The sequence below is a fragment of the Microbacterium lacus genome (assembly GCF_044794305.1).
In the GTDB taxonomy this organism is placed as follows: Bacteria; Actinomycetota; Actinomycetes; order Actinomycetales; family Microbacteriaceae; genus Microbacterium; species Microbacterium lacus_B.
Genome location: NZ_CP084996.1, coordinates 2,084,547 through 2,106,898, shown reverse-complemented (window position 1 = coordinate 2,106,898; position 22,352 = coordinate 2,084,547). Strand labels below are relative to the sequence as shown.

Annotated in this window: 21 protein-coding genes; 12 read left to right on the top strand and 9 right to left on the bottom strand. The window is 66.8% G+C overall.

Annotated features, from left to right (window positions below):
- Positions 1 to 384, bottom strand: a complete 384-nt coding sequence (locus LG299_RS10045) for an SHOCT domain-containing protein (protein WP_404429786.1) — start codon at positions 382 to 384, stop codon at positions 1 to 3.
- 103 nt (positions 385 to 487) lie between these two features.
- Positions 488 to 700: a hypothetical protein gene (locus tag LG299_RS10040; RefSeq protein WP_404429784.1), complete on the bottom strand. Its 213-nt coding sequence runs from the start codon at positions 698 to 700 to the stop codon at positions 488 to 490.
- Between the two features lie 131 nt (positions 701 to 831).
- On the opposite strand from LG299_RS10040, the gene LG299_RS10035 reads away from it, so the two are divergent.
- A complete protein-coding gene (locus LG299_RS10035) occupies positions 832 to 3,420 on the top strand; it encodes a LuxR C-terminal-related transcriptional regulator (RefSeq protein ID WP_404429782.1) in 2,589 nt (862 codons plus the stop codon).
- Positions 3,421 to 3,455: 35 nt separating this feature from the next.
- A complete protein-coding gene (locus LG299_RS10030; protein WP_404429780.1) occupies positions 3,456 to 4,631 on the top strand; it encodes an AI-2E family transporter in 1,176 nt (391 codons plus the stop codon).
- Positions 4,632 to 4,657: 26 nt separating this feature from the next.
- Here LG299_RS10030 and LG299_RS10025 read toward each other — a convergent pair whose 3' ends face one another.
- On the bottom strand, positions 4,658 to 5,251 hold the full coding sequence (locus tag LG299_RS10025) for a hypothetical protein (RefSeq protein WP_404429778.1): 594 nt from the start codon (positions 5,249 to 5,251) through the stop codon (positions 4,658 to 4,660).
- A 112-nt stretch (positions 5,252 to 5,363) separates the two neighbouring features.
- Here LG299_RS10025 and LG299_RS10020 point away from each other — a divergent pair, with 112 nt between their 5' ends.
- The 5 genes from LG299_RS10020 (at position 5,364) to LG299_RS10000 (ending at position 12,121) form a co-directional block, all read left to right on the top strand.
- Complete coding sequence (locus LG299_RS10020) at positions 5,364 to 6,569, top strand: glycosyltransferase (protein ID WP_404429776.1); 1,206 nt, start codon at positions 5,364 to 5,366, stop codon at positions 6,567 to 6,569.
- Position 6,570: 1 nt separating this feature from the next.
- The gene (locus LG299_RS10015) at positions 6,571 to 7,662 is read left to right on the top strand and encodes a glycosyltransferase (protein ID WP_404429774.1); all 1,092 of its coding nucleotides are present in this window, start codon (positions 6,571 to 6,573) and stop codon (positions 7,660 to 7,662) included.
- Between the two features lie 317 nt (positions 7,663 to 7,979).
- A complete protein-coding gene (locus tag LG299_RS10010; protein WP_404429772.1) occupies positions 7,980 to 8,954 on the top strand; it encodes a GlxA family transcriptional regulator in 975 nt (324 codons plus the stop codon).
- Between the two features lie 86 nt (positions 8,955 to 9,040).
- Positions 9,041 to 11,179 (top strand): ATP-dependent Clp protease ATP-binding subunit, encoded by a 2,139-nt coding sequence (locus tag LG299_RS10005; RefSeq protein ID WP_404429770.1) that lies wholly within the window; start codon positions 9,041 to 9,043, stop codon positions 11,177 to 11,179.
- Positions 11,180 to 11,281: 102 nt separating this feature from the next.
- The gene (locus LG299_RS10000) at positions 11,282 to 12,121 is read left to right on the top strand and encodes a UbiA family prenyltransferase (protein WP_404429768.1); all 840 of its coding nucleotides are present in this window, start codon (positions 11,282 to 11,284) and stop codon (positions 12,119 to 12,121) included.
- Between the two features lie 7 nt (positions 12,122 to 12,128).
- Here the strand turns inward: LG299_RS10000 and LG299_RS09995 are convergent, their stop codons facing one another.
- The 4 genes from LG299_RS09995 to LG299_RS09980 all read right to left on the bottom strand — a co-directional run bounded on the left by LG299_RS09995 (position 12,129) and on the right by LG299_RS09980 (position 16,718).
- Positions 12,129 to 13,304, bottom strand: a complete 1,176-nt coding sequence (locus tag LG299_RS09995; RefSeq protein WP_404429766.1) for an FAD-dependent oxidoreductase — start codon at positions 13,302 to 13,304, stop codon at positions 12,129 to 12,131.
- Positions 13,301 to 14,032 carry a methyltransferase domain-containing protein gene (locus LG299_RS09990; RefSeq protein WP_404429764.1) on the bottom strand — a complete coding sequence of 244 codons (732 nt, stop codon included), beginning with the start codon at positions 14,030 to 14,032 and terminating at the stop codon, positions 13,301 to 13,303. Before LG299_RS09990 ends, LG299_RS09995 begins: the two co-directional genes overlap by 4 nt.
- Positions 14,029 to 15,144 (bottom strand): type III polyketide synthase, encoded by a 1,116-nt coding sequence (locus LG299_RS09985; RefSeq protein WP_404429762.1) that lies wholly within the window; start codon positions 15,142 to 15,144, stop codon positions 14,029 to 14,031. The genes LG299_RS09990 and LG299_RS09985 overlap by 4 nt, the downstream gene beginning before the upstream one ends.
- A 149-nt stretch (positions 15,145 to 15,293) precedes the next feature.
- Positions 15,294 to 16,718 carry an MFS transporter gene (locus tag LG299_RS09980; protein WP_404429760.1) on the bottom strand — a complete coding sequence of 475 codons (1,425 nt, stop codon included), beginning with the start codon at positions 16,716 to 16,718 and terminating at the stop codon, positions 15,294 to 15,296.
- Between the two features lie 57 nt (positions 16,719 to 16,775).
- Between LG299_RS09980 and LG299_RS09975 the strand changes: the two genes are divergently transcribed.
- From LG299_RS09975 to LG299_RS09965, 3 genes are all read left to right on the top strand, one after another.
- Positions 16,776 to 17,315, top strand: a complete 540-nt coding sequence (locus LG299_RS09975; RefSeq protein ID WP_404429758.1) for an ArsR/SmtB family transcription factor — start codon at positions 16,776 to 16,778, stop codon at positions 17,313 to 17,315.
- A gap of 40 nt (positions 17,316 to 17,355) precedes the next feature.
- A complete protein-coding gene (locus tag LG299_RS09970) occupies positions 17,356 to 18,747 on the top strand; it encodes an aldehyde dehydrogenase family protein (RefSeq protein WP_404429756.1) in 1,392 nt (463 codons plus the stop codon).
- Positions 18,748 to 18,815: 68 nt separating this feature from the next.
- Entirely contained in the window at positions 18,816 to 19,196 is a 381-nt protein-coding gene (locus LG299_RS09965; protein ID WP_404429754.1) for a VOC family protein, read from the top strand.
- Positions 19,197 to 19,323: 127 nt separating this feature from the next.
- Here LG299_RS09965 and LG299_RS09960 read toward each other — a convergent pair whose 3' ends face one another.
- Positions 19,324 to 20,742 (bottom strand): flavin-containing monooxygenase, encoded by a 1,419-nt coding sequence (locus LG299_RS09960; RefSeq protein WP_404429752.1) that lies wholly within the window; start codon positions 20,740 to 20,742, stop codon positions 19,324 to 19,326.
- Positions 20,743 to 20,882: 140 nt separating this feature from the next.
- Between LG299_RS09960 and LG299_RS09955 the strand changes: the two genes are divergently transcribed.
- Positions 20,883 to 21,167, top strand: coding sequence for a type II toxin-antitoxin system Phd/YefM family antitoxin (locus LG299_RS09955; RefSeq protein WP_404429750.1), 285 nt, complete (start codon positions 20,883 to 20,885; stop codon positions 21,165 to 21,167).
- Positions 21,164 to 21,436: a type II toxin-antitoxin system RelE/ParE family toxin gene (locus LG299_RS09950; RefSeq protein ID WP_404429748.1), complete on the top strand. Its 273-nt coding sequence runs from the start codon at positions 21,164 to 21,166 to the stop codon at positions 21,434 to 21,436. Before LG299_RS09955 ends, LG299_RS09950 begins: the two co-directional genes overlap by 4 nt.
- A gap of 289 nt (positions 21,437 to 21,725) precedes the next feature.
- Here LG299_RS09950 and LG299_RS09945 read toward each other — a convergent pair whose 3' ends face one another.
- Positions 21,726 to 22,301: a TetR/AcrR family transcriptional regulator gene (locus LG299_RS09945; protein WP_404429746.1), complete on the bottom strand. Its 576-nt coding sequence runs from the start codon at positions 22,299 to 22,301 to the stop codon at positions 21,726 to 21,728.
- Positions 22,302 to 22,352 lie beyond the last annotated feature (51 nt).

The following is a 22,352-nucleotide window of genomic DNA, read 5'->3' as shown; positions in this document are numbered from 1 at the left end:
TCAGCCCGCGAGTGCCTTCGCCTTCAGCGTGTCGAACTCCGCCTGGCTGATCGCACCCGAGTCCAGCAGGGCCTTCGCCTTGCTGATGTCGTCAACGGTCGAGCCACCGCTGCCGGCTGTCTGGCGGATGTAGCTGTCTTGCGCGGCGCGCATCTCGGCTGCTTGCGCCATCGAGCGCTGGGTCATGCTGTTTCCGCGCGCGATCAGATAGATGAGCGCCGTGAGGAACGGGACGAACACGAGGAAGAGGATCCACACCGCCTTGAGCCACCCGTTCATCGAGGAGTCACGGAAGATATCGCCGAGGATCGAGAAAAGCACCATCAAGTAGGCGAAGAAGACGAAAGCCCAGAAGAACCAGGCGATCCAAGACCAGAGGTCCATGGCAATCCAATCTTTCAGAAGCGGGCCGAGACGCCCGTGTGGCTCTGAAGATACAGACGACCGGCGCGGGGCAGCGTCACCCCGATCGGGTGAGAACTCCGGGTCAGCTTTGTACGACAGGGTTGACTGAAACGACCTCGATGTGAAGCGATTCGAACATCGAGAGAAGACCGAAGAGCTTCGCCTGATCGGGCACAGGTCCGACGATCCGGGTCATTCCCGGCCCATCCGCGTCGACCGCGAAACCATCGAGCGCGGCAACGAGGTCGGGTCCGATTCGCCCCCGCACGACGATCGAGACCGTCTGAGCGGCCATTCAAGACCTCCTCTGCCACCGGGGATGACCCCACGCCTTGAAGACACAATGCAATGCTGTCTCGCGCCGAACATCATCCCTATGGAATGATTTGCCCCAAACGCCCCCGCGTTTGTAAGGCGGTCATGCTCATGTCAGTTCTGCGCATCGCACCACCCCACGCCGTCGACAGGCCAACACTCCGGAATCGTCTCGATGTGGGGATGGATGCCCCGCTGACCCTTGTCGTCGCTCCCGCGGGATCGGGCAAGAGTGTCCTGCTCACACAATGGGCGTCGACGCTGGATACCGTCCCCGTCGTGTGGCTCGAGATGACGCGCGCTGACGACGATCCCGTGAGCCTGTCTCGACGTCTTGTGGGCGAACTTGTTCCCCTCGGCCCTGGATTCGCTGACCTCGCGCTGGCTCCCGCGGCATCGTCGGTGGGACTGGGCGAGCCGCTACTGGAGGCTCTCGCAGCTTCGTTCGCGCAGTTCGCAGAGAAGGTCGTCGTCATCTTCGACGACCTGCACAGGGTCACGAACGGTGCGGTGGTCACCGACCTGTGGCGCCTCGTCGACCTCCTTCCGTCGAATGCTCATTTCATCTTCTCGTCGAGAGTCGACCTCGGTCTGGGGTGGAGCAGACATCGCCTGCAGCACGGGCTCGTCGAGCTTCGGCAGGCCGATCTCGCCTTCGACGCCTGTGCAGCGAGCGAGGTGCTCACGCGGATCACTCGTCGCCCCATCGATGCGAACACCGCCGAGTCGGTCGTCGAGCACACGGAAGGATGGGCGGCAGGGGTTCAGTTGTACGGCCTAGGGCTGCGCTTTCGCTCCGACCCGGCGCAGTTTCTCGATGCGCTCGCCGACAGCGAGCGGCTCGTCATCGACTACCTCAGCGAAGAGGTGCTCGACGCGCAATGCGGATCGCGACGCGACGCGCTCCTCGCTTTGTCGGTGCTGGACGAGTTCACTCCGAGTCTCATCGAGGCCGTCGCGGGCGTCGATGATGGCGCGGCGTTCCTCGCCGACCTCGAGAAGGAGTCGATGTTCGTCACCGCAGTAGCGGGCAAACCGGGCAGCTATCGGTTTCATCAGCTTTTCCGTGATCTGCTGCGCTATCGATTGCGGGCGATGGATGCTGATGCCGAGGGATCCCTTCTCCTCATCGCATCGCGTTGGTATCTGGCGCACGGCGAAATCGAACCTGCGGTCGGGGCGCTGCTGGCGGCAAGGCACTGGGACGACGCGATCGATCTCATCCTTTCTCGGGGTCGCGAAGTGTACGAGAGGGGACAGACGGCCACCGTCGCACGGTGGCTCGGCGCCATTCCGGAGCATCATCGCCTTGCGCGGCCGGATGCTCAAGTGATCTATGCGATCTTGCGGGCGATGTCGGGCGACGCCCTTGTCGCCGAGGCGATCGTTCGCGAATTGCTCGCAGAGCCAGATCTCGATGCGGGTATCAGGGTTATCGCCCAGTCCTACTTCGCGGGACTGGTGCAATTCCTTCCGCACCCCGATGTCTATCTCGCCGCTGGGCGGAAGGCACTCGAGATGCTCGCTGACTTCGGTGATGAAGACATCCCCGACCTGCTGAATCTCACTGATCGTGTGAAGCTCGATGTCTTCGCCCGCGCATCCGTCGGGAGGGCGTACTTTCTCCTCGGCGACACCCGCAATGCGCGACGGTACTTGGGTGAGCTGCTCGCTTCGCCTGGCCCGGTTTATGCACCGTACAAAGTGCATGTGCTCGGCACTCTCGCGCTTGCCGAGGCATGGGATGGCCACCTGCGCCGCGCCGCCGCGCTGGCAGACGAGGCACTCGAGATGGCGCGGCAGTTGGAGCTGCTGAGCCACCCGGCCCCCGCTGACGCGTATCTGGCCAGATCGCTCATCGCCATCAAACGCGGAGAACCCGAGTCCGGGGCGTTTGCCCTGCACGAGGGGTACCAGCGCGCCGCATCAAACGGGCGCACTCAACTGATGTGGATCGCGCACGCGGAGGCGCGCCTGGTCGATCCAGACAGTGCCGAGTCGATGACCGCCGCACCATCTACGCCCCCGCCGCCCCTCGTGCGCGACGCGCTGGAGGCGATCTCACGACGGCAGCAGCGCGAGGCCGGTCACCCCGCGCCACCGTCGAACGCGGCGACGTGGTCGCGCGTCGCGTACGAGGACATCGCCGGTCTTCTCGCCGTGGGCGACACCGCCTCGGCGCGCGCCCGGATGGAACGACTCACGCTGCCCGATCCGTTGCCACCGTCGGTGTTCATCGATGTGAAGCTTCTGAGCGCCTGGCAGGCTTCGCTCCAACGACGCGTTCCCGAGTCGCGAGATTTCTTGCGCTCGGCGCTCCTCGTCGCCGAGAGGGAGCAACTCGTCCAGCCGTTCCGTCGAGCGGGAAATCACGTCATGGGCCTCGTCCGTGAGTTGCCGGAAGGCTTTGCTGGGTTTCGCCGCCTCGTCCTCGAGCGAGGCGGCATGTCGGCCCCGAGTCCTTCCATGGACGGCCTCGCCGAGCCACTCACAGCGCGGGAGCTCGAACTGCTGGCATACCTGCCCAGTCGCCTGACGAATGCTGAACTCGCTGCTCGGTGCTTCGTCTCTCTCAACACCGTCAAGACCCACATGGCGCACATCTATCGCAAGCTCGGCACGCCGGGACGGGATGCTGCGATCATTCGTGCGAGAGAACTCGGACTTCTCGACGCTGCGGAGATCGCCCGGATCGGGTGAGTCGCTGAGGGCAGCCTGTGCTCTACAGTTCGGCCATGACCCTCAGACGCGACGCGGCAGAAAAGCGAGACCCGGACGCGACAGATGCGCGCGAACCGGTCGTCGACGAGCCTGCCTCATCGATCGTCGAGCCTTCCCCGCCCGACCCACCGCGACCCAGGATACTGGCCTCGATTCAGAGCCCACTGGCGCTCGCCTTCATCGCCACTCTTGGTGTGCTCGGTGGCCTCATTCTCGGGTCGGCTCTGGGGTCGATCACGGCGATTCTCCTCTACATTGTGCTGGCGATGTTCGTTGCGCTGGGGCTTGATCCCATCGTCCGCGCGCTCGAGAGACGTGGTCTTCGGCGAGGTGCGGCGATCGCGATCGTCTTCGTGATCTTCGCGCTCCTCGTGATCGGAATCGTGGTCTTCGTGATCCCCGCTGTCATCGCCCAGGTAGGCGAGCTGGTGCGGTCGATTCCAGAGGCGGTGGAAGATATCGTGACGTCGGACTGGTTCCTGGGGTTGCCTGCGGACTTCCAGGTTGCCGTCTCGCAGTTCCTCGCGCAGGTCGCTGAGGCGCTGGGTAAGCCCGAGACGATCGCAATGCTCAGCGGCGGCGTGCTCCGGGTGGGTGTGGGTTTCATCAGCGCAGTGTCGGCCGGTCTGGTCGTCGTGGCGCTGACCCTCTATTTTCTTTCTTCGCTCAGCGCGATGAAAGAAGCCCTCTACTCGCTCGCCGCAGCCCATAGCCGTCCGAAGCTTCGCGACCTCACGGAGCGGGTGACGGAGTCGGTCGGCAGCTCGTTGCTCGGCTGCGTCACCCTGTCATCGATCAATGCCGGTGTCGTGTTCGTGCTCTACGTGCTCATCGGCCTCCCGTTCGCCGCGCTGATAGCCGCGATCACGTTCGTCATCACGCTCGTTCCGCTCTTCGGATCGGTCATCATGCTGGTCGTGGCGTCGTTGGTCGCCCTGTTCGCCAGCCCGGAGCAGGCGCTGATCTTCGCGGTCTGCTACCTCATCTACATCCAGCTCGAGGCGTACGTCGTCACGCCGCGGGTGATGAACCGGGCGATCTCCATTCCCGCTGCTCTTGTGCTGATTGGCGCCATGGTCGGCGGTGCGATCGGCGGCGTCATCGGCGTGCTGGTGGCGCTGCCGGTGATGGCATCCCTGCTGTTGGTCCTGAAGGAAGTCGTCGTTCCGAAGCAGGATCTCAAGGTCTGACGCGGGCAACCGCGCATCGCACGTCGTCAGATGGGGTCGATCCGTAACACGGTCGGGGATTCGCCGACCTCGAGATCGTCAACGATCCGCAACGTCCGTGCGAGGTCATCGACGGCGCTGATGACGGTGCCGAAGCGCTCGCGGTCGGCACACACAGCCGTGACGGTGACGAAGTGCGTGCCGGTGTCCCACGTGTAGGTCGCGAAGGGCGGAGTGCGCGGGTCAACCGGCAGATCCATCACGAGCTTCTCACCGACACCAAGGTAGGTGCCACGAAACGACTCGGTGTCGTCGTACTCCATCGGCATCATCGCCCGGGCGGTTCGAAGCTGCGATGTGGCTTCCTGCACCTGGGCCATCACCACCAAGAGCTCGGGTTCGGTCTTCCACACCCACACGAGCACACGGCCGGCGGCCCGGCGCATGAGAAGCGGCGCGGCCTGGCTCATCGCCCACGCGGCGAAGCCGCTCCCCGGACGCGGGGTCTCCCCGGTGGCGCCGGTTGCCTGGGACAGCAGCATCCCGATCGCCTTCTTGCGTGCGCGCCGCCCACCGAACCCGAACGAATCGGTCACGGGAACCCAGCGGGAGCGGTCAGCGTCAGCGTGCAGGCGCGGCATGCCACCAGGCTACGCGGCCAAGATCCCGGTGCGCGCAAGCCCCTCGGTTAGACTGTGTGCGGCGCGCCTGCTCCCGCAACGCCGCCGCCGCACAGATTGGCCCCGCACCCCCGTGACCGAATCCGCGACGCCCGCCGAAGCATCCGCAGATGAGCGACGTCCGTTGACGATTTTGATGGCGGCCGACACTTTTGCTCCCGACGTCAATGGCGCCGCTCGTTTCACCGAGCGCCTTTCTGCGGGCCTTGCCGCGCGCGGCCATGACGTGCACGTCGTAGCTCCCAGCGCGCACCACTTTCAGCGTGGCACCTTCACCGAGGTCGTCGAGGGCGAAGAGCTCACCGTGCATCGCCTGCCCAGTTGGCGCTGGTGGCCGCACGACTGGGTGCGGTTCGTCTTTCCGTGGATGTCGAAGCATCACGCCCGCCGCGTCATCACCCGAGTGCAACCTGACGTCGTGCACAGTCAGTCGCACATCGTGATCGGCCGCGGCCTCACCAGAATCGCCACTCAACGTGGGGTTCCAGTCGTCGCGACCAACCACGTCATGGCCGAAAACATCATCGACCACAGCACGCTCCCGCCGGTGCTCGACAAGGTGCTCGTCAAGCTCGCCTGGGATGACGCTGCCCGCACGTTCGGCATGTCACGAGCTGTCACCACCCCCACGCGTAAGGCGGCGGAGTTTCTCGAGAAGACGATCCATATCGAGGGCGTCATTCCGATCAGTTGCGGCATCGACAAGAGCAACTACACGCCCAACCTCGAGCCGCGCGAGCCGCGCCGATTGCTTTTCGTCGGTCGGCTCACGAACGAGAAGCACGTCGAGGTCACATTCGAGGCGATGGCCAAGCTTGTTCCGGAGTTCGACCTCACCTTCGAGGTCGTCGGCGGCGGAGACCAGCGCAGAAACCTCGAGCAGGCCGCGCACAAGCTCGGACTCGACGAGCGAGTGACCTTCCACGGGCGAGTCTCTGAAGAAGAACTGCGTGCCGAGTACACCAAAGCCGACGTCTTCGTGATCGCCTCGATCGCCGAATTGCAGTCGATCGCGACGATGGAAGCGATGGCTTCGGGTCTGCCGGTGGTCGCCGCGGATGCCGTTGCTCTTCCGCACCTCGTGCATGACGGCGAGAACGGCTACCTCTTCGAACCGGGCAACGTCGATGATCTGGTTGAGAAGCTTCGTCGCGTGTTGACGGCATCGCCCGAAGAGTATCTGCGCATGCAACAGGCATCGCTCGACGGCGTCGCGATCCATGACATCAAACGCACGCTTGACACCTTCGAGAAGCTGTACCGCGGCGAACCGCTCTGACATGCGTCTGCTCTTCGACGCCCGGTACATCCGCTGGGAGTTTCACGACGGCATCAGTCGGTACTCGGCAGAGCTCGCGGCGGCGGTTTTCGCCGCCGCCCCGGCTCGCGGCATCCAGGTTGCATTCCTGATCTACGATGAGCGCCAGCGCGCCCTGTTGCCCGAGGGCGCAATCGTCAAGGTGATCCACGCGCCGACGTCGTGGCGCGAACCGTTCACGGCCCTTCAGCTGAACGCGCTGAAGCCCGATGTGGTGTTCTCGCCTATGCAGACAATCGGCTCGGCGGGCCGCCGATACAAGCTGATCCTCACGCTGCACGACACGATTTACTATCGCCACCGCACGCCGCCGCGTGATCTGCCCGCTGCCGTGCGGCTGGGTTGGCGCGTGTTTCACCTGAGTTATGTGCCACAGCGGGTGACCTTGAACGCGGCCGATGTCGTGGCGACGGTGAGCGAAACGAGCAAGGCCCAGTTCGCCGCCGTGCGGCTGACCAAGCGGCCTGTGCTCGTGGTTCCGAATGCGCCTCAGCGACTGGCCGACCTCTTGCCGGTTGATGCAGCGGTGGTTTCGGGTTCGAAGAACCTTGTCTACATGGGCTCGTTCATGCCGTACAAGAATGTCGAGACGCTCGTGCGCGCGATGCAGTGGTTGCCGGGGCGCACGCTCCACCTGCTCTCGCGCATCACGCCGGACCGTCGAGCCGAGCTCGATGCGCTGGTGCCGACGGGCGCATCGGTCGTCTTCCACAACGGGGTGAGCGATGAGGCGTATGCGGCCGCGCTCGCAGGTCAGGCTGTGTTGGTGACGACGAGCCTCGACGAGGGGTACGGACTCCCGCTGGCCGAAGCCGTCGAAATGGGCGTGCCCGCTGTGGTGAGTGACCTCGAGATCTTCCACGAGGTCGCGGGCGACGGAGCACTGTACATTCCGGCTGACGACCCCGAGGCGGTGGCTTCGGCGGTGCGCTCGCTCGACGATGGCGCGACCCGCGAGGCGCTTGTTGCCGCCGGAACGGCGCACATCTCGCGCTTCACGTGGGAGCGGTCGGCCCGCATCCTGCTCGATGAGGTCGAGGCGCTCGCGCGCTGAACCGGGTCTGTCGAGGCATCCGTCCGGTGCTCCGTCGCTCCGCTGTCGCGATCCGCGCTGGGTGGCAACGCTGTGCGACAGCGCAGCTCGGACGAAGGCAAAGAAGCATCGCCGAATCAGGGCAATCGGTAGGTGGTGCGGGTGGGCACCGATCGGTAGCCGTCGCGTGCGGCGACGGTGAAGGTGGCGGCGATGGATGCTGCGGCGATAGCCAGTACGGCGATGAGAAGGATCATGGCAGTAACGCTACGGTTGCGCTCATCCCGCCACGAGTGGCAGGATGGACACACATCGTATGAAATCTGCCAGGAGTCGCCATGAAGACCGTCGCCCTCATCGTCCAACAGGGTTTTGCCCCGTTCGAGTTCGGGCTCGCCTGTGAGGCCTTCGGTCTGGACCGCTCGGATGACGGCATCCCGAACTTCGACTTCCGCATTGTGACGCCCGACCCCGGCGCGATCCGCAGCAATCTGGGCTTCTCGATCAACGTCGAAGACGACCTCGCCTTCGCCGACGAAGCCGACCTCGTCGTGGTCGCGCCGATCCCGCGGGGCACCTGGCACAAGGCCGACCCCCGCGTGAGTGAGGTCGTTCGGCGTGCGGCCGAGCGTCGAGCGTGGTTGCTGAGCGTGTGCAGCGGGTCTTTTGTGCTCGCAGCATCCGGCGTCTTGAACGGTCGCCGCGCGACCACCCACTGGATGTACGCGCAGACGATGGCCTCGATGTACCCCGAGATCGACGTCGACCCGGATGTGCTCTACGTGCAGGACGACCGGATCATCACGAGTGCCGGCACCGCCGCCGGCATCGATGCCTGCCTGCACCTGCTGCGCCAGGTGCTCGGCGCTGAGATGGCCAACCGGATCGCGCGGCGTATGGTCGTGCCCCCGCAGCGCGACGGCGGGCAGGCGCAATTCATCGAGAAGCCGCTGCCGCAGGTGTCGTCGCTTTCGCTCGCGCCGGTGAGCGACTGGATGCTCGACAACCTGCGCGAAGAACTCACGGTAGACCAGCTCGCGGCGAAGGCGCACATGTCTCCCCGCACGTTCGCGCGACGGTTCAAGGCTGACCTGGGCGCGACGCCCGCGTCGTGGTTGGCGCGGCAGCGGATCATCCACGCGCAGCGTCTGCTCGAGACCACCGAACTCGGGCTCGATCGCATCGCGTATGAGGCCGGATTCGGCTCGGCCGCCGTGTTGCGGCAGAACTTCGCGCGCGTGCTCGACACAACGCCGACCGCGTACCGAGCGCGCTTCGCGTGCACGCAAGAGGCGATGGAAGCTGTCGCCTGACCTGGTGCTGTTCTCGCCGTTCTGCTAAACTTGAGTCAAGACGGCTCAACTTTCAGGATGAGTGGTCGCAGACTTCAGGAGAACGTATGAACGCCACACAACAGCCCGGGCAGGAGGACGCGCAGAGCGCCCTCGAGCAGTTCGGGATCAACCTCACCGACCGCGCCCGCCAGGGCAAGCTCGACCCCGTCATCGGCCGCGATAGCGAGATTCGGCGCGTCAGCCAGGTGCTGACTCGTCGCACCAAGAACAACCCCGTGCTGATCGGCGAGCCCGGCGTCGGCAAGACCGCCGTCGTCGAGGGCCTCGCTCAGCGCATCGTCGCGGGCGACGTCGCAGAATCGCTCAAAGACAAAGAGCTCATCACCCTCGATATCTCGGCCCTGGTCGCCGGAGCGATGTACCGCGGCCAGTTCGAAGAACGTCTCAAGAGCGTGCTGAAAGAGATCACCGAGTCTGACGGCAAGGTCATCACCTTCATCGACGAACTGCACGTGCTGATGGGCGCGGGCGGCGGCGAAGGCTCGGTCGCAGCATCCAACATGCTCAAGCCCATGTTGGCGCGCGGCGAACTGCGCCTCATCGGCGCAACCACGCTCAATGAGTACCGCGAGTTCATCGAGAAGGATGCTGCGCTCGAGCGCCGCTTCCAGCAGGTCTACGTCGGCGAGCCCTCGGTCGAAGACACCGTGGCGATCCTCCGCGGTCTCAAGGAGCGCTACGAGGCGCACCACAAGGTCGCGATCGCCGACGCTGCGCTGGTGGCTGCGGCATCCCTCAGTCACCGCTACATTCCCAGCCGCCAACTGCCGGACAAGGCCATCGACCTCATCGACGAGGCCGCGTCGCGCCTGCGCATGGAAATCGACTCGGCGCCGCTCGAAATCGACGAGCTGCGCCGGCACGTCGACCGACTCAAGCTCGAAGAACTCGCTCTCAAGCGCGAGAAGGATGCTGCCTCGAAGGAGCGACTCGCGACTCTTCGCGAGACGCTCGCGAAAGAAGAGACCCAGTTGCGCTCGTTGCAAGAGCGGTGGGAGGCCGAGCGTGCATCGCTGAACCGCGTCGGAGACCTCAAGACCAAGCTCGATGCCGCCCGCATGGCGGCAGAGCGCGCGCAGCGCGAGGGCAACCTCGAGAAGGCATCGCGGTTGCTGTATGCCGAGATTCCCGGACTCGAGCGTGAGTTGGTGGATGCTGAGCGCAATGAGCCTTCGGGTGACCGGATGGTCAATGACCAGGTCACCGACGAAGACATCGCCTCGGTGATCGCGATGTGGACGGGCATTCCGGTGGGCCGCCTGCTGCAGGGCGAGACCGAGAAGCTTCTGCACCTCGAAGCCGAACTCGGCAAGCGCCTGATCGGCCAGAAGGATGCGGTGAAGTCGGTCGCCGACGCCGTGCGCCGCTCGCGCGCAGGAATCAGTGACCCCGGACGCCCGACTGGATCGTTCATGTTCCTCGGGCCGACCGGTGTCGGCAAGACCGAGCTCGCCAAGGCGCTCGCCGAGTTTCTCTTCGACGACGAGCACGCGATGGTGCGCATCGACATGTCGGAGTACGGCGAGAAGCACTCCGTCTCGCGCCTGGTCGGTGCCCCCCCGGGCTACATCGGCTACGAACAGGGCGGACAGCTGACCGAGGCCGTGCGGCGGCGCCCGTACTCGGTCGTGCTGCTCGACGAGGTCGAGAAGGCGCACCCCGAGGTCTTTGACGTGCTGCTGCAGGTCATGGACGACGGACGCCTGACCGATGGCCAGGGTCGCACGGTCGACTTCACGAACGTGATTCTCGTGCTGACCTCGAACCTCGGCTCCCCGATCCTCATCGACCCGACTCTGTCGCTCGATGAGAAGCGCGAGATGGTGCAGGCGCTCGTGCGCCAGGCGTTCAAGCCCGAGTTCATCAACCGGCTCGACGACATCGTGATCTTCCAGGCGCTGACCGAAGACGACCTCGCTCAGATCGTCGAGCTCGCCGTTTTCGCGCTGCAGCGCCGACTGAAGGAACGTCGGCTCACGCTGGCGGTCACTCCGGATGCCCGCACCTGGCTCGCCGAGCGCGGGTACGACCCCGCCTTCGGCGCTCGGCCGCTGCGCCGGCTGATCCAGTCCGAGATCCAGAACCGTCTGGCGACGGCGATCCTCTCGGGCTCCGTGCGCGACGGTGACACGGTGCGCGTAGATGTCGCGGTGGACGGTTCGGGGCTCGCCCTGACCTCATAGCGCGCGGGCGCGGTGGCGGAGCGACGTCTTCGCGCGGAAGCACCGCGGACCGGACCTTGCTCGCGGGCCACGACAACTCCGCAGTCGCATACGATCGCGGGTATGCGTACTGCCGCAGTGCTCTGGCGTTCGTCCCACCCCGGGCCGACCGTCGTGGTCACCGTGCTGGCGCTCGCGCTGGGTGTGTCGGTGGGGCTCGAAGCCTGGCGCCTCGTGCTGCTGGTCGTCTCGGTGCTGTGCGGGCAACTTTCGATCGGCATTTCGAACGACGCGATCGACGCCCCCCGGGACCGTGTTGTCGGGCGCACCGACAAGCCGCTCGCCGTCGCGGACGCCCCGCTGCGCGCCGCGTGGATCGCCGCGTTCGCCACCGCGGCGGTGGCGCTGGCGCTATCGCTCGTGCTGAGCTGGCAGATGGCCCTCGCCCACGCCGTCTTTCTGGCGTCGGGCTGGGCCTACAACGCGGCGCTGAAGTCGACGGTGTTCTCGGCCGGATGCTTCGCCCTCGGTTTCGGAGTCTTTCCGTCGCTCGCCCCGCTATCGTTGCCGGTCCCGGTGGTCGCGGTCTGGTGGGCCTGGGTGGCCGGAGCCGTCCTCGGCATCGCCGTGCACTTCTCGAACGTGCTGCCCGACCTCGACGACGATGCCCGCACCGGAGTGCGCGGCTTGCCCCACCGGATCGGGCGCCGGGGTTCGGCGATCGTCGCCGCGGTCTCGCTCGTGCTGGGCGCGTTCGCGGTGTTCGTCGGCGAGTGGGCGGGCGGGGGGCCCGCACCCGATGTCGTGCGGTGGCTGTTCTTCGGCGGGGTCACGGTGGTCGCGGTCGCCGGGCTCATCGCCGCCGTGACGCCTCAGCCGCGGCGGTTGGTGTTTCGGCTCGTCATGACTGCTGCGCTGCTGCTGGCAGTCGAGCTCGTCGTGGTCGGGGGCCTCTCGGGCTGACCCGGCGTCACGCGCCGGCGTCGAGCCCCATCGAGTACGCCCACGCGAAGCCTGCGCCGAGGGGTGGTGTCAGCATCCCGCGCACCAGACTGCGGCGCACGAAGTCGGCCGCGCCCGTGCGGGGCCGGCCGAGCACGGTGTTGACCGCGGCGAGGCGCCCCGCGCGCAGGGCTGAGGTCACGCGGCGGTGCTCCCATGCGGCAAGATCAGCTTCGGGGGCGCTGCGCGTGTGTACCCACCGCGCGAGCAACGGCGCGAGGCCGACAGCGTCGAGCAACCCCAGGTTCAGGCCCTGCCCGCCGATTGGGCTCACCTCGTGCGCGGCATCGCCGATCACGAAGAGCCGTCCGCGGCGCATCTTCGGTGCCACGAGCCGGCGGATTCCGAAGGCAGTGGCGGCTTCGACCGCGTCGGCGGCGGATGCTTCGCCCCGAGCCCGTAGGGCGGCCTTCAGCCGGGCGACGCGAACATCGGGGGCGTCGGCCTGTTCGTCGGGCGCGGTGCCGGTCGCGGCATCCCACGCCACCATCCGGCGTATCGATCCGGGAAGCGGAAACGACTCGAGGACCCCGCCGGGGGTGAGGTTCACGATCGCGGTCTCGGCATCGGCGCGGTCGGGAACGGCGATGTCAGACATGAGATAGCGGTCGGGGTAGGTCTTCGTCGGCACGGCGCCGTCGCAGTAAGCGAGAGCTCGGGACGTCCACCCGCCGGCGAGCACCACGATCGGCGCGTCGAGTTCTTCGGTGGCGCCGTCGTTTGCGCCGCCGCGCCGCGACACACGCACGCGCACCGACTCTTCGCTCGGTCGCACAGCGGTCACTGCCGCGCCGCGATCCGGCGCGGGGGAGCGCGCGCTCAGGGCTGATTCGGTCGCGGACTGCGGCAGGGTCGCTACGAAGGGAAACCGCGTCGAGAGCTCATCGAACCGCACGATTCCGAGCACGCGGTCGCCCGCGCGGGCCTCACCGCGCCCGACTCTCACGGCGGTGTCGAGGAGCCTCTCGGTGACTCCCGAGGCCTCGAGCGCCGCCAGAACCGGAGCGTGCACTCCGATCGCGCGGGTGCCGACGCTGGGTGTGGACCGCTGCTCGAGCAGACCCACGTCGACGCCGCGACGGGCCAATTCACCGGCCAGGAGGAGACCGACCGGCCCGGCGCCGACTACCAGAACGTCGGTCATTGGAGCATCTCGGGAGAGGCATCCCACCGTGCGAGCACGCGGAACCACCCGGGCTGGCGGACGTCCCAGCCCTCGGGAACAACGGCACCGAGCTCGTTCGCGGTGTAACTGCGGCGGATGCTCCGCAATCCATCGGTGCGCAACAAAGATCCCGGTGCGAACGGGGTGATGCCGATCGCGTAGAGGCCATACGCCGTGCGGCTGCGCTTGATGTCGGAGTGCAGCGCGATGCGTCCGGCGAGCACCTCGGAGTCGGTGAGCAGGGCGGACAACTGCTCCGCGGTGAGGTGGTGCAGCAGGTGGTTCGACACCACGATGTCGTATGCGTCACCCTCTGCGGCGAGGTCGGCACTGTAGGCGGCGCGGTACGAGATTCCGTCGAGAGATGCTGCGGCCCGAGCGACAGCGAGCGACCGTTCGTCGGGGTCGATGCCGAGACCTGCGACCTCGAATCCGTCCGCGCGGGCGCGGCGCACGAGCGCGCGAAGGACGTCGCCGCCGCCGCATCCGATATCGAGAATCCGTCCCCGCCCGCCGCTGGCCAGCAGCGCCGGACGCACCTGGTCGGCGTACACCCCGCCCCACCCCGAGACGAGCCGGTTGATGATCGTGAAGCGGCGGAGCGTGCGCTCGAGGCGCACCGGGTCGCAGTCAGGGTCGTCCATGAGCTCGGTGAGCTGGGTGGCCCTGCTCGAAAGCGCGACCCGTGTGGCCACCAGCGAACTCACGTGTGAACCCGACGCGTGAAGCGCGCCGCCTCGACTGTGAGGCCGGGGCCGAAGGCGAGCCCGCCGACGCGAGCGCCGTCGTTGAGGCTGTCGTCGGCGAGGATGCGCTGCAGGATGAACATGACGGTCGCGCTCGACATGTTGCCGTACTCTGCGAGCACTCCGCGGGAGTACGCCATGGCGTCGTCGGGCAGGTCGAGTCCCGACTGCACGCGGTCGAGCACGCTGCGACCTCCGGGGTGGACGGCCCAGGCATCGACGGCATCCGCGGGCTCTTCATCCGAGCCGAGCACGGTACGCACGACCTCGCGGATCTCGCGGCCGACGATCCGTGGAACCTCGGCGGTGAGGGTCATCTCGAACCCTTCGTCGCCGATGGTCCACATCATGTCGCTCTCGCCCTCGCCGGTGATCGCGGTGAAGAACTCACCGATCTCGAGGACCGGTCGGTCGCGGCGCGGGGGTGTTGCAGTGACGATCGCGGCGGCGGCGCCGTCGGCGAACACGGCGGTGGCGACGATCTGTTCGGGGTCGGTCGAGCTGCGGTTGTGGATGGTGCACAGCTCGGCACACACGACCAGCACGACGGCTTCGGGCTGCGCGTCGCAGATGCGGGTTGCGACCCGCAGGCCGGGAAAGGCCGCGGCGCACCCGAGAAAACCGAGGTGATAGCGCTCGGCATCGGGGCGGATGCCGAGATCGCGCACGAGGCGAAAGTCGGGGCCGGGTGCGAAGAAGCCGGTGCACGAGGCCGTGACGATGTGGGTCACTTCGCGGGGCTCGACGCCGGCGCGTTCCAGGGCATCGGTCGCGGCCGCGGCGAACAGGGCCGGCGCCTCGCGCTTGTAGATTTCGTTGCGGGTGCCCGTCGACGGCGTCAGCAGGTCGCCGGACTCGGTGTCGATGAAGACTCCGCGCGGTTCGTTACCGTTGCCGAGCTCGGTGATCACGGTGTACCGGCGGTCGATGGCCGACTGATCGAAGGCCGCGTGAATCCATCGCGACGCCAGTCGATCAATCCCCGGTTGCCGGGCGAAGATGTCGCGGATCTGCGGCTGTGCCAACACCGTGCCGGGCACAGCCGTGCCCAGAGCCAGGATTCTCGCGACCATGATTCAGCCTAACCACGCCGTGGTGGCTGAAAGGTCGACACGGCTAGGAGTCGCCCCGCAGTTCGGGCGGAGAACTGCCGTTCGGGAGGTCGGCCTGCAGCCGATCATCCTCCGGAGATGTCGTTCTCCTCCCGATCTGCGCGTTGCATCTAGGGAGTCGGCTCGGCGTCGGTGGGAGCATCCGGCAACTCACCCATCGCCCAGAACGGGCCTGTCACCACGAAGAGGGCCGAGACGAGCCCACCGATCGCGCCGATCCACATCGTCGGTACCGCGCCGAGCCACGTGCCGAGCGCTCCGGCGAGAAGTGCCGCAATCGGCATGACACCCCACACGAAGAAGCGGATCGACGCGTTCATGCGTCCGAGCAACCTCTTCGGAGTGATGCGCTGACGGAACGAGACTTGCACGATGTTGTACAGCAGCACGGTGAACATACTGACCGCGGACTGCACGACCAGCAGCACGAACGCGAACTCGGGCACGAGGGCCGCAACCGGGAGGAAGAGCCCGGCGACCGAGAAAGCAATGGCGCTGATCGGGATGCTGCGCGCTTCGCCGATCCAGCGCACGATGTGCGGGGTGGCCATGGCGCCGAGAAGGCCGCCGACGGCGCCGAGCGAAAAGATGATGCCCATGCTCGCGGGGCTGAGGCCGAGGTCGCGCAGCAGGAAGATCGGCAGCATCGTGAAGGTGACCGTGCTGAAGAAGTTCGAGACCCCGGTCGTGCCGACGATGCGGCGCAGGTAGGGGTTGCCGAACACCCACCCCACGCCCTCGCGGATCGACTGGAGGAGCGGTTCGTGTTCGTGCTTCGGTGCGACGATCTCGTCGTCGCGGGTGAAGGCCAGCGCGACGAACGACGCGAGGTAGGTGAAGACCGTCGCCAGCACCGCGATCGGCGCAGTCAGAATGCCGACGAGCCAACCGGCTATCCCGGGGCCGGCGATGTTGGCGAGTTGGTGGGTCGACTCGAGCTTGCCGTTCGCCTCGGCGATCTGGGTCGGGCGCACGAGCGACGGAACGATGGACTGGTACGACACGTCGAAGAAGACCGTCGCGACGCTCATCACGAGCGCGATGACCACGAGGTGCCACACGTCGAGAACACCCGCCCACCACAGCAGGGGGACGGTCGCGAGCGCGAGGGCCCGCACGAGGTCGGCCGCGATCATGACGTGCCGCTTGCGCATGCGGTCGATCCACGCGCCCGCCGGCAGTCCGATCACGAGGAACGCCGCGAATCCCGCTGCGTTGATGACGCCGATCTCGAACTCGTTCGCGTTCAGCACGAGCACAGCGAGCACCGGCAGGGCGAGCTCGGTGATCTGAGCGCCGAATTGGGCGAAGGTCTGCCCTCCCCAGAGCGTCAAGAAGTTGCGATCGCGCCAGAGCGAACCCTTCGGCGCGGGTGTGCTCGGGGATGCGACGGCGGCGGATGCAGCATCCTGATCCGCTTCTATAGCGTCGTCGACCCGCACGGTCGAGGCGGGTGTCGACGACTCAGCCCGCGCTTCGGCCACGACCGGGTCGGTGAGCGCGTCGGGTTCCTCCGGCGGCACTGATTGGGACATGTCAATCAGTCTGCGGCGCCGATTGGGGAATGTCAATCGGTGCTCTAACCTGGACGCGTGGCCAAGGATCAGGAAGAGGGCGTTCAAGACCCGGTGCCTGACGACGCCGAGGCCGAGGCGCGGCTACGCGCACTGAGCTCTCCGCTGCGCCTGCGGGTTTTGAGGCTCTGCGCCTTCGAGGCCCGGACCAACAAGGAGCTTGCCGACCTGCTCAAGCTGAACCCGGGAACGATGCTCCATCACGTCCGCACACTCGTGCAGACCGGCTTCCTCGTGGCCGAACCCGAGCGGCCCGGTGCGCAGGGAGCTCGCGAAGTGCCCTATCGCGCGACCGGTGCGTCGTGGCGCTCGCCGCTCCCCGACCGCAGCCGTGTGCTGGTCGAGGTCTTTCTGCAGCAGATCGAAGGCGTCGATGCCGACGACCTGCGCACCACGTGGCTCGGTCTCAAGCTCACCGACGAGCACCGCAACGAGTTCGAGCGCCGACTTCATGAGCTGCTGGTCGAGTTCAAAGAGCGCGGGCCGGATGCCGACGGTGAGCCCTACTCGGTCTTCACGGCCTTCCACCCCGATCTTAATCCTCCCGCCGTCGGATAGACCCAGGCCGGGCCTATCCAGCCGTGGCACGATAGGCGCTATGCCCACCGCAGAGCAGTCCCCCACTCTCACTCGCACTGAGCTCGAAGCATCCGTGGCGAAGCTGAAGGCGACATATGCCTCGGGGCGCACGCGCGACCTGCGGTGGCGAGAAGTGCAGTTGCGAGGCTTGCTCCGGATGCTGCATACCGAAGAAGCAGCCATCCTCGACGCGCTGCGCCAAGACCTCGGGCGCGACGCCATCGGTGCCTGGATGACCGACATCGCGACGGTCCAGGCCGAGGTGGAATACGCCCTCAAGCACCTCCGGCGCTGGGCTCGACCTCAGCGGGCAAAGCTGCCCGTGACGACCTGGCCGAGCCGCGGCTACCTTGTGCCCGAGCCGCTGGGAGCGGTGCTCGTGATCGGGGCGTGGAACTATCCGTTCAACCTCACCCTCTGCCCGGTGGTCAGTGCGCTCGCCGCGGGCAATGCCGTGGCCGTCAAGCCGTCCGAGAATGCTCCGGCCTCGGCATCCCTCATGGCGCGCCTCTTACCCGCCTACCTCGACAGCGGTGCCATCGCGGTCTTCGAGGGGGACGGCTCGGTGACCTCCGAACTTCTGAAGATCGGCTTCGACCACTGCCTCTTCACCGGCTCGGGCGCGATCGCGCGCAAAGTGCTGGCGGCCGCGGCAGAGAGCCTGACCCCGGTCACCCTCGAACTCGGCGGCAAGTCGCCGGTCATCGTCACCGCCGATGCCGACGTTGCCGTCGCCGCGCGCCGCATCGCGTGGGCGAAGGTGACCAACGCCGGGCAGACGTGCATCACGTGCGACTACGCGCTGGTCGACCGCCGCGTCCGCGCGCGTTTTCTCGAAGAGCTGAGCAAAGCCCTCGCTGAGTTCACGTCGGACGGGATGCAGCGGGTCGTGCACCGCCGTCACTTCGATCGACTGCGGGCACTGGGTGCCGGACACGGGGGATCAGTCGTCTACGGCGGCTCGTCCGACGAGAGCACCCTCACGATCGAGCCGCTCGTCGTGCTCGACCCGGACCTTGACTCGCCGCTCATGACCGACGAGATCTTCGGTCCGATCCTGCCGGTGATCACCGTCGACGGGCTCGACGATGCCATCCGCTTCATCGCCGATCGCCCCCGCCCGCTCGCGCTCTACTTGTTCTCAGAGCGCGCGAAAGACTTGCGCAAGGTCGTGCGACGTACGTCGTCGGGCGCGGTCATCCACAACCACCTGATGCTGCACGCGGTCGCTCCGCAACTGCCGTTCGGTGGTGTCGGCGCGAGCGGCAGCGGCAACTATCACGGCAGATTCGGCTTCGGCACGTTTTCGCACATGAAGCCGGTCATGCGTGCGTTCACGAAGCCCGACCTCGACGTGCTCTACCCGCCGTACACGCCCGAGAAGGTCAAGCTGATCCGTCGCGTGCTCTGACGAAGTTCTCTAGACACGGCGAATGATCGGGCGGATGCTGGAATCCACCGCGTCTCAGGAGGTTCGCCATGCTCGCCCATTCACCCGCGTTCAGCGGATTCGCCGTCGATGATCTCGACGCCGCACACGAGTTCTACGCCGACACGCTCGGGCTCGCCGTAGCGCACGACGAGATGGGCTTTCTGCACATCACCCTCGGCTCAGGAGCCGAGGTGCTGGCATATCCGAAGGACGGCCACGAGCCGGCGGGCTTCACGATCCTCAACTTCCCGGTCGACGATGTCGAAGCCGCCGTCGACGAGCTCAACGCCCGCGGTGTCGTGACCAAGATCTACGCGGACCCCGATTTCGGCACCGATGCGAAGGGCATCTCTCGCGGCCAGGGACCCGACATCGCGTGGTTCCGCGACCCGGCCGGCAACGTGCTCTCGGTGCTCAAGACGATCTGACGGCCCCTCGCCCCCGACCGTTCGCCCGACGTGACCGCCAGAACCCAGTCCGCCGACGAGAACCCCGCCCACGCCCGAGTTCTCGTCGCGGGACTGAGTTCTCGCGGTCAGGGAGCGGGGCGGTCGATCACGCCCAGACGAAGTCGCTCTCGACGAGGTCGCGCACCCGGCGACCGTAGGCGTCGGTGTCGCTCGGCCAGTTCGTGGTGATGCGTCCGTTTTCAGGATGCCGGTACCAGCTGTCGCAGCTCACCCACGCGGTTCCCGCCAGGGCGGTCTGGATCTCGTCGTCCCAGGCCTGTTCGGCCGCTGGAGAAGCTTCGACCGTGCGTGCTCCGAGGGAGACCATCCGGTCGAGGGCGAGTCGCATATGGCGGGCCTGGGCTTCGAGCATCGGAATGATCGAGCTGCCGCCGAGCCCCGTGTTGGGGCCGTACGAGAGGAGCAGGTTCGGAAAGCCCGGCACGTAGATGCCGAGGTGGGCGCGGGCGCCGCCTGTCCACTGTTCGTGGAGGTCGCCGTGCGGGCCGGTGACCCGGATGCCCCGCAGAAACTCCTGCGTCTCGAACCCGGTCGCGTACACCAGCACGTCGGCGGGGTGCCGCTCGCCGTCGGCCGTGATCACGGCGTCGGGTTCGATGCGGGTGATCGGCGAGGTCACGAGCGATGCGCCGTCGCTGGCGATCGCCGGGTAGAAATCGTTCGAGAACAGGATGCGGCGGCATCCGATCGGGTAGTCCGGAGTGAGCGCGGCGCGGAGCGCGGGATCCTTCACGCGCAGGCGAAGGTGCGTGCGGGTGACGGCAGAGCCGATGCGCGCCGGAATCGACCCCGGGTCGAGCTGCTTCGTGAACAGCGCGGCGAGCCAGTGGAAGAAGCCGCGCTCGACGCGGGTGGCAAGGCCCCGGTACCACCGGGGGTACGCGGCATCCGGTTTCGGCCAGATGTGACTGGGCGTGCGCTGGAACAGCACCACGCTCGCTCCTTCGCGCACCAGCGCCGGCACCGCCTGCACGGCGGTCGCCGCCGCCCCGATCACCGCGACCCGGCGCCCGCGCGCGTCGAGATCATCCGGCCAGTCCGCGCTGTGAAAGACCGACCCGGCGAAAGAGTCGGCGCCGGGGATCGCGGGCTGGAGCGGGTTCGACAGCTGCCCGACGGCGCTGACGAGGATGTCGACCTCGGCGGTCGACCCGTCGGCGAACGTGACGGTCCACATCCCCGACCACTCGGCTGCGACCACCTCGGCGCCGAATCGCGTGCGTTCGGTCACGCCTTCGCGCTCGGCCACCGCGCGGAGGTAGTCGAGGATCGCGCGTTGGCCCGAGTAGCGCCTCGGCCACTGATCCCACGGCGCCCACGAGAACGAGTAGAACGGCGAGGGCACATCGCACGCGGCGCCGGGGTAGCGGTTGTCGCGCCACACTCCGCCGAGGTCGCTCGAGCGTTCCCACAGCACGACGTCGCGGTAGCCGTGTCGCAAAAACTCGGTGGCAGTGGCGATGGCGCCGAAGCCCGAGCCGATGATCCCGATGCGCGGCATCATCGCCGGGCGCTCACGGCGCGCGCTCGCCGGGTCGTCATCGACTCGTTCACCGTTTCAGTCTCCGCGGCTATTGGCAGAGTGTCAATAGATGGCCACTCGACCTCGGCGCGGGACTGACGGTGAGCGCTAGAATTCTGTACATGACGACCCTTTCTCTCGCCGATGCACGCGCCAACCTCTCGAAGTTGGTCGAGTCGGCGGTCACCACACACGAGCGCTTCGAGGTCACGCGCAATGGCGCGCGGGCAGCGGTGATTCTGAGTGCCGCGGACTACGACTCGCTCCTGGAAACAGTCGATGTGCTCAGCCGGCCCGATGAGGTCGGGGCCCTGGCGCGCGGACTCGCCGATCTTGAAGCCGGTGCACTGTCTTCCGCCGACGAGATGCGTGCGGCGCTCATCGCCCGCGGTCGGCTCACCGCGTGACGGATGCCTACGCGGTCGTCTTCACTCGCAGCGCGCGACGTGCGCTGGAGGTCGACCTGCCTGAGAAGGTCGCCGCCGCCGCGTTCGAATTCATCGTCGGCCCGCTGGCCGAGAATCCCAGACGTGTCGGCCAACCGCTGCGTGAACCACTCGCCCCGCTCTACTCGGCACGACGGGGGGAGTACCGCGTGATCTATCGAATCGTCGACGAGCGCGTCGTCATCGAGGTCGTCTCGATCGTCCATCGGCGCGATGCGTATCGGCGCTGAAGCCTTCAGCATTGTGAGCCCGGTCGCAGGCTGGCTTCTTCTTGGCGTCCTCAATGGACTGCTCGTCAGCTGGATTTTCTTCTTCGGGTTCCCGGTGATCGCGGTGGTTTCAGGGGTCGTGTCTGGGGTCGTCGCGACTCTCGCAATGTTCTTTATGCCACAGTCAGAGACGTCCGAGGAGGAAGACATCTCAACTGAGAACCCTCTTAGCGTGTTCGGCTCGGGTCCTGACCAGCGCGCCACTCAGATGCGATTGACAAGCCCGAGCCGATGATCCCGATGCGCGGCATCAGGCATGCACCGCGCTGAGTACCGCAGCCGTGCTGAGGTCGAGCACGTCGGCCTCGCTCAGAGTCCCGCGCTGCAACCACTCACGGCACAGGGCCTTGAGGTAGGGCGCAACCGGTCGCAGACGTGCGCGCAGCACGTCGTCATCCTCCAGGCCGAGCGCCTCGATCACGAACCGGGCGGCCCGGTCGTCGGCACGATCAACGAGCGACTGCACATCGCCGCCGTCGTGGAGCGCTTCGGCGCCCGAAGCGTTCACCCAACCCTGGCCGTACTCGCGCGCGCCCTCGAGGATCCACGCCATCGTCAGCCGGGCACGCTCGGCGAGCGGGCGCCCCTCGAGGTCGGGGAGCTCCTGCACGGGCAGCCGCGCCGAGCGGGTCACGACGGCGAGGTACAACTCGCGCTTCGACCCGAAATAGTGGTGCAACAGTCCGCGAGCCACCCCGGCCGCGGCGGCGAGTTCTTCGAGTGAGACGTCGTCGTACCGGCGCTCTCGGTACAGGTCGGCGGCAGCATCCAGAATCTGCGCACGCCGTGCGTCGGGGTCCAGCCGAGTCCGCGTTGCCTCGCTCACAAACCCAGTCTCGCGACCTATTGGCAAACCGTCAATAGCGACGTACGATCG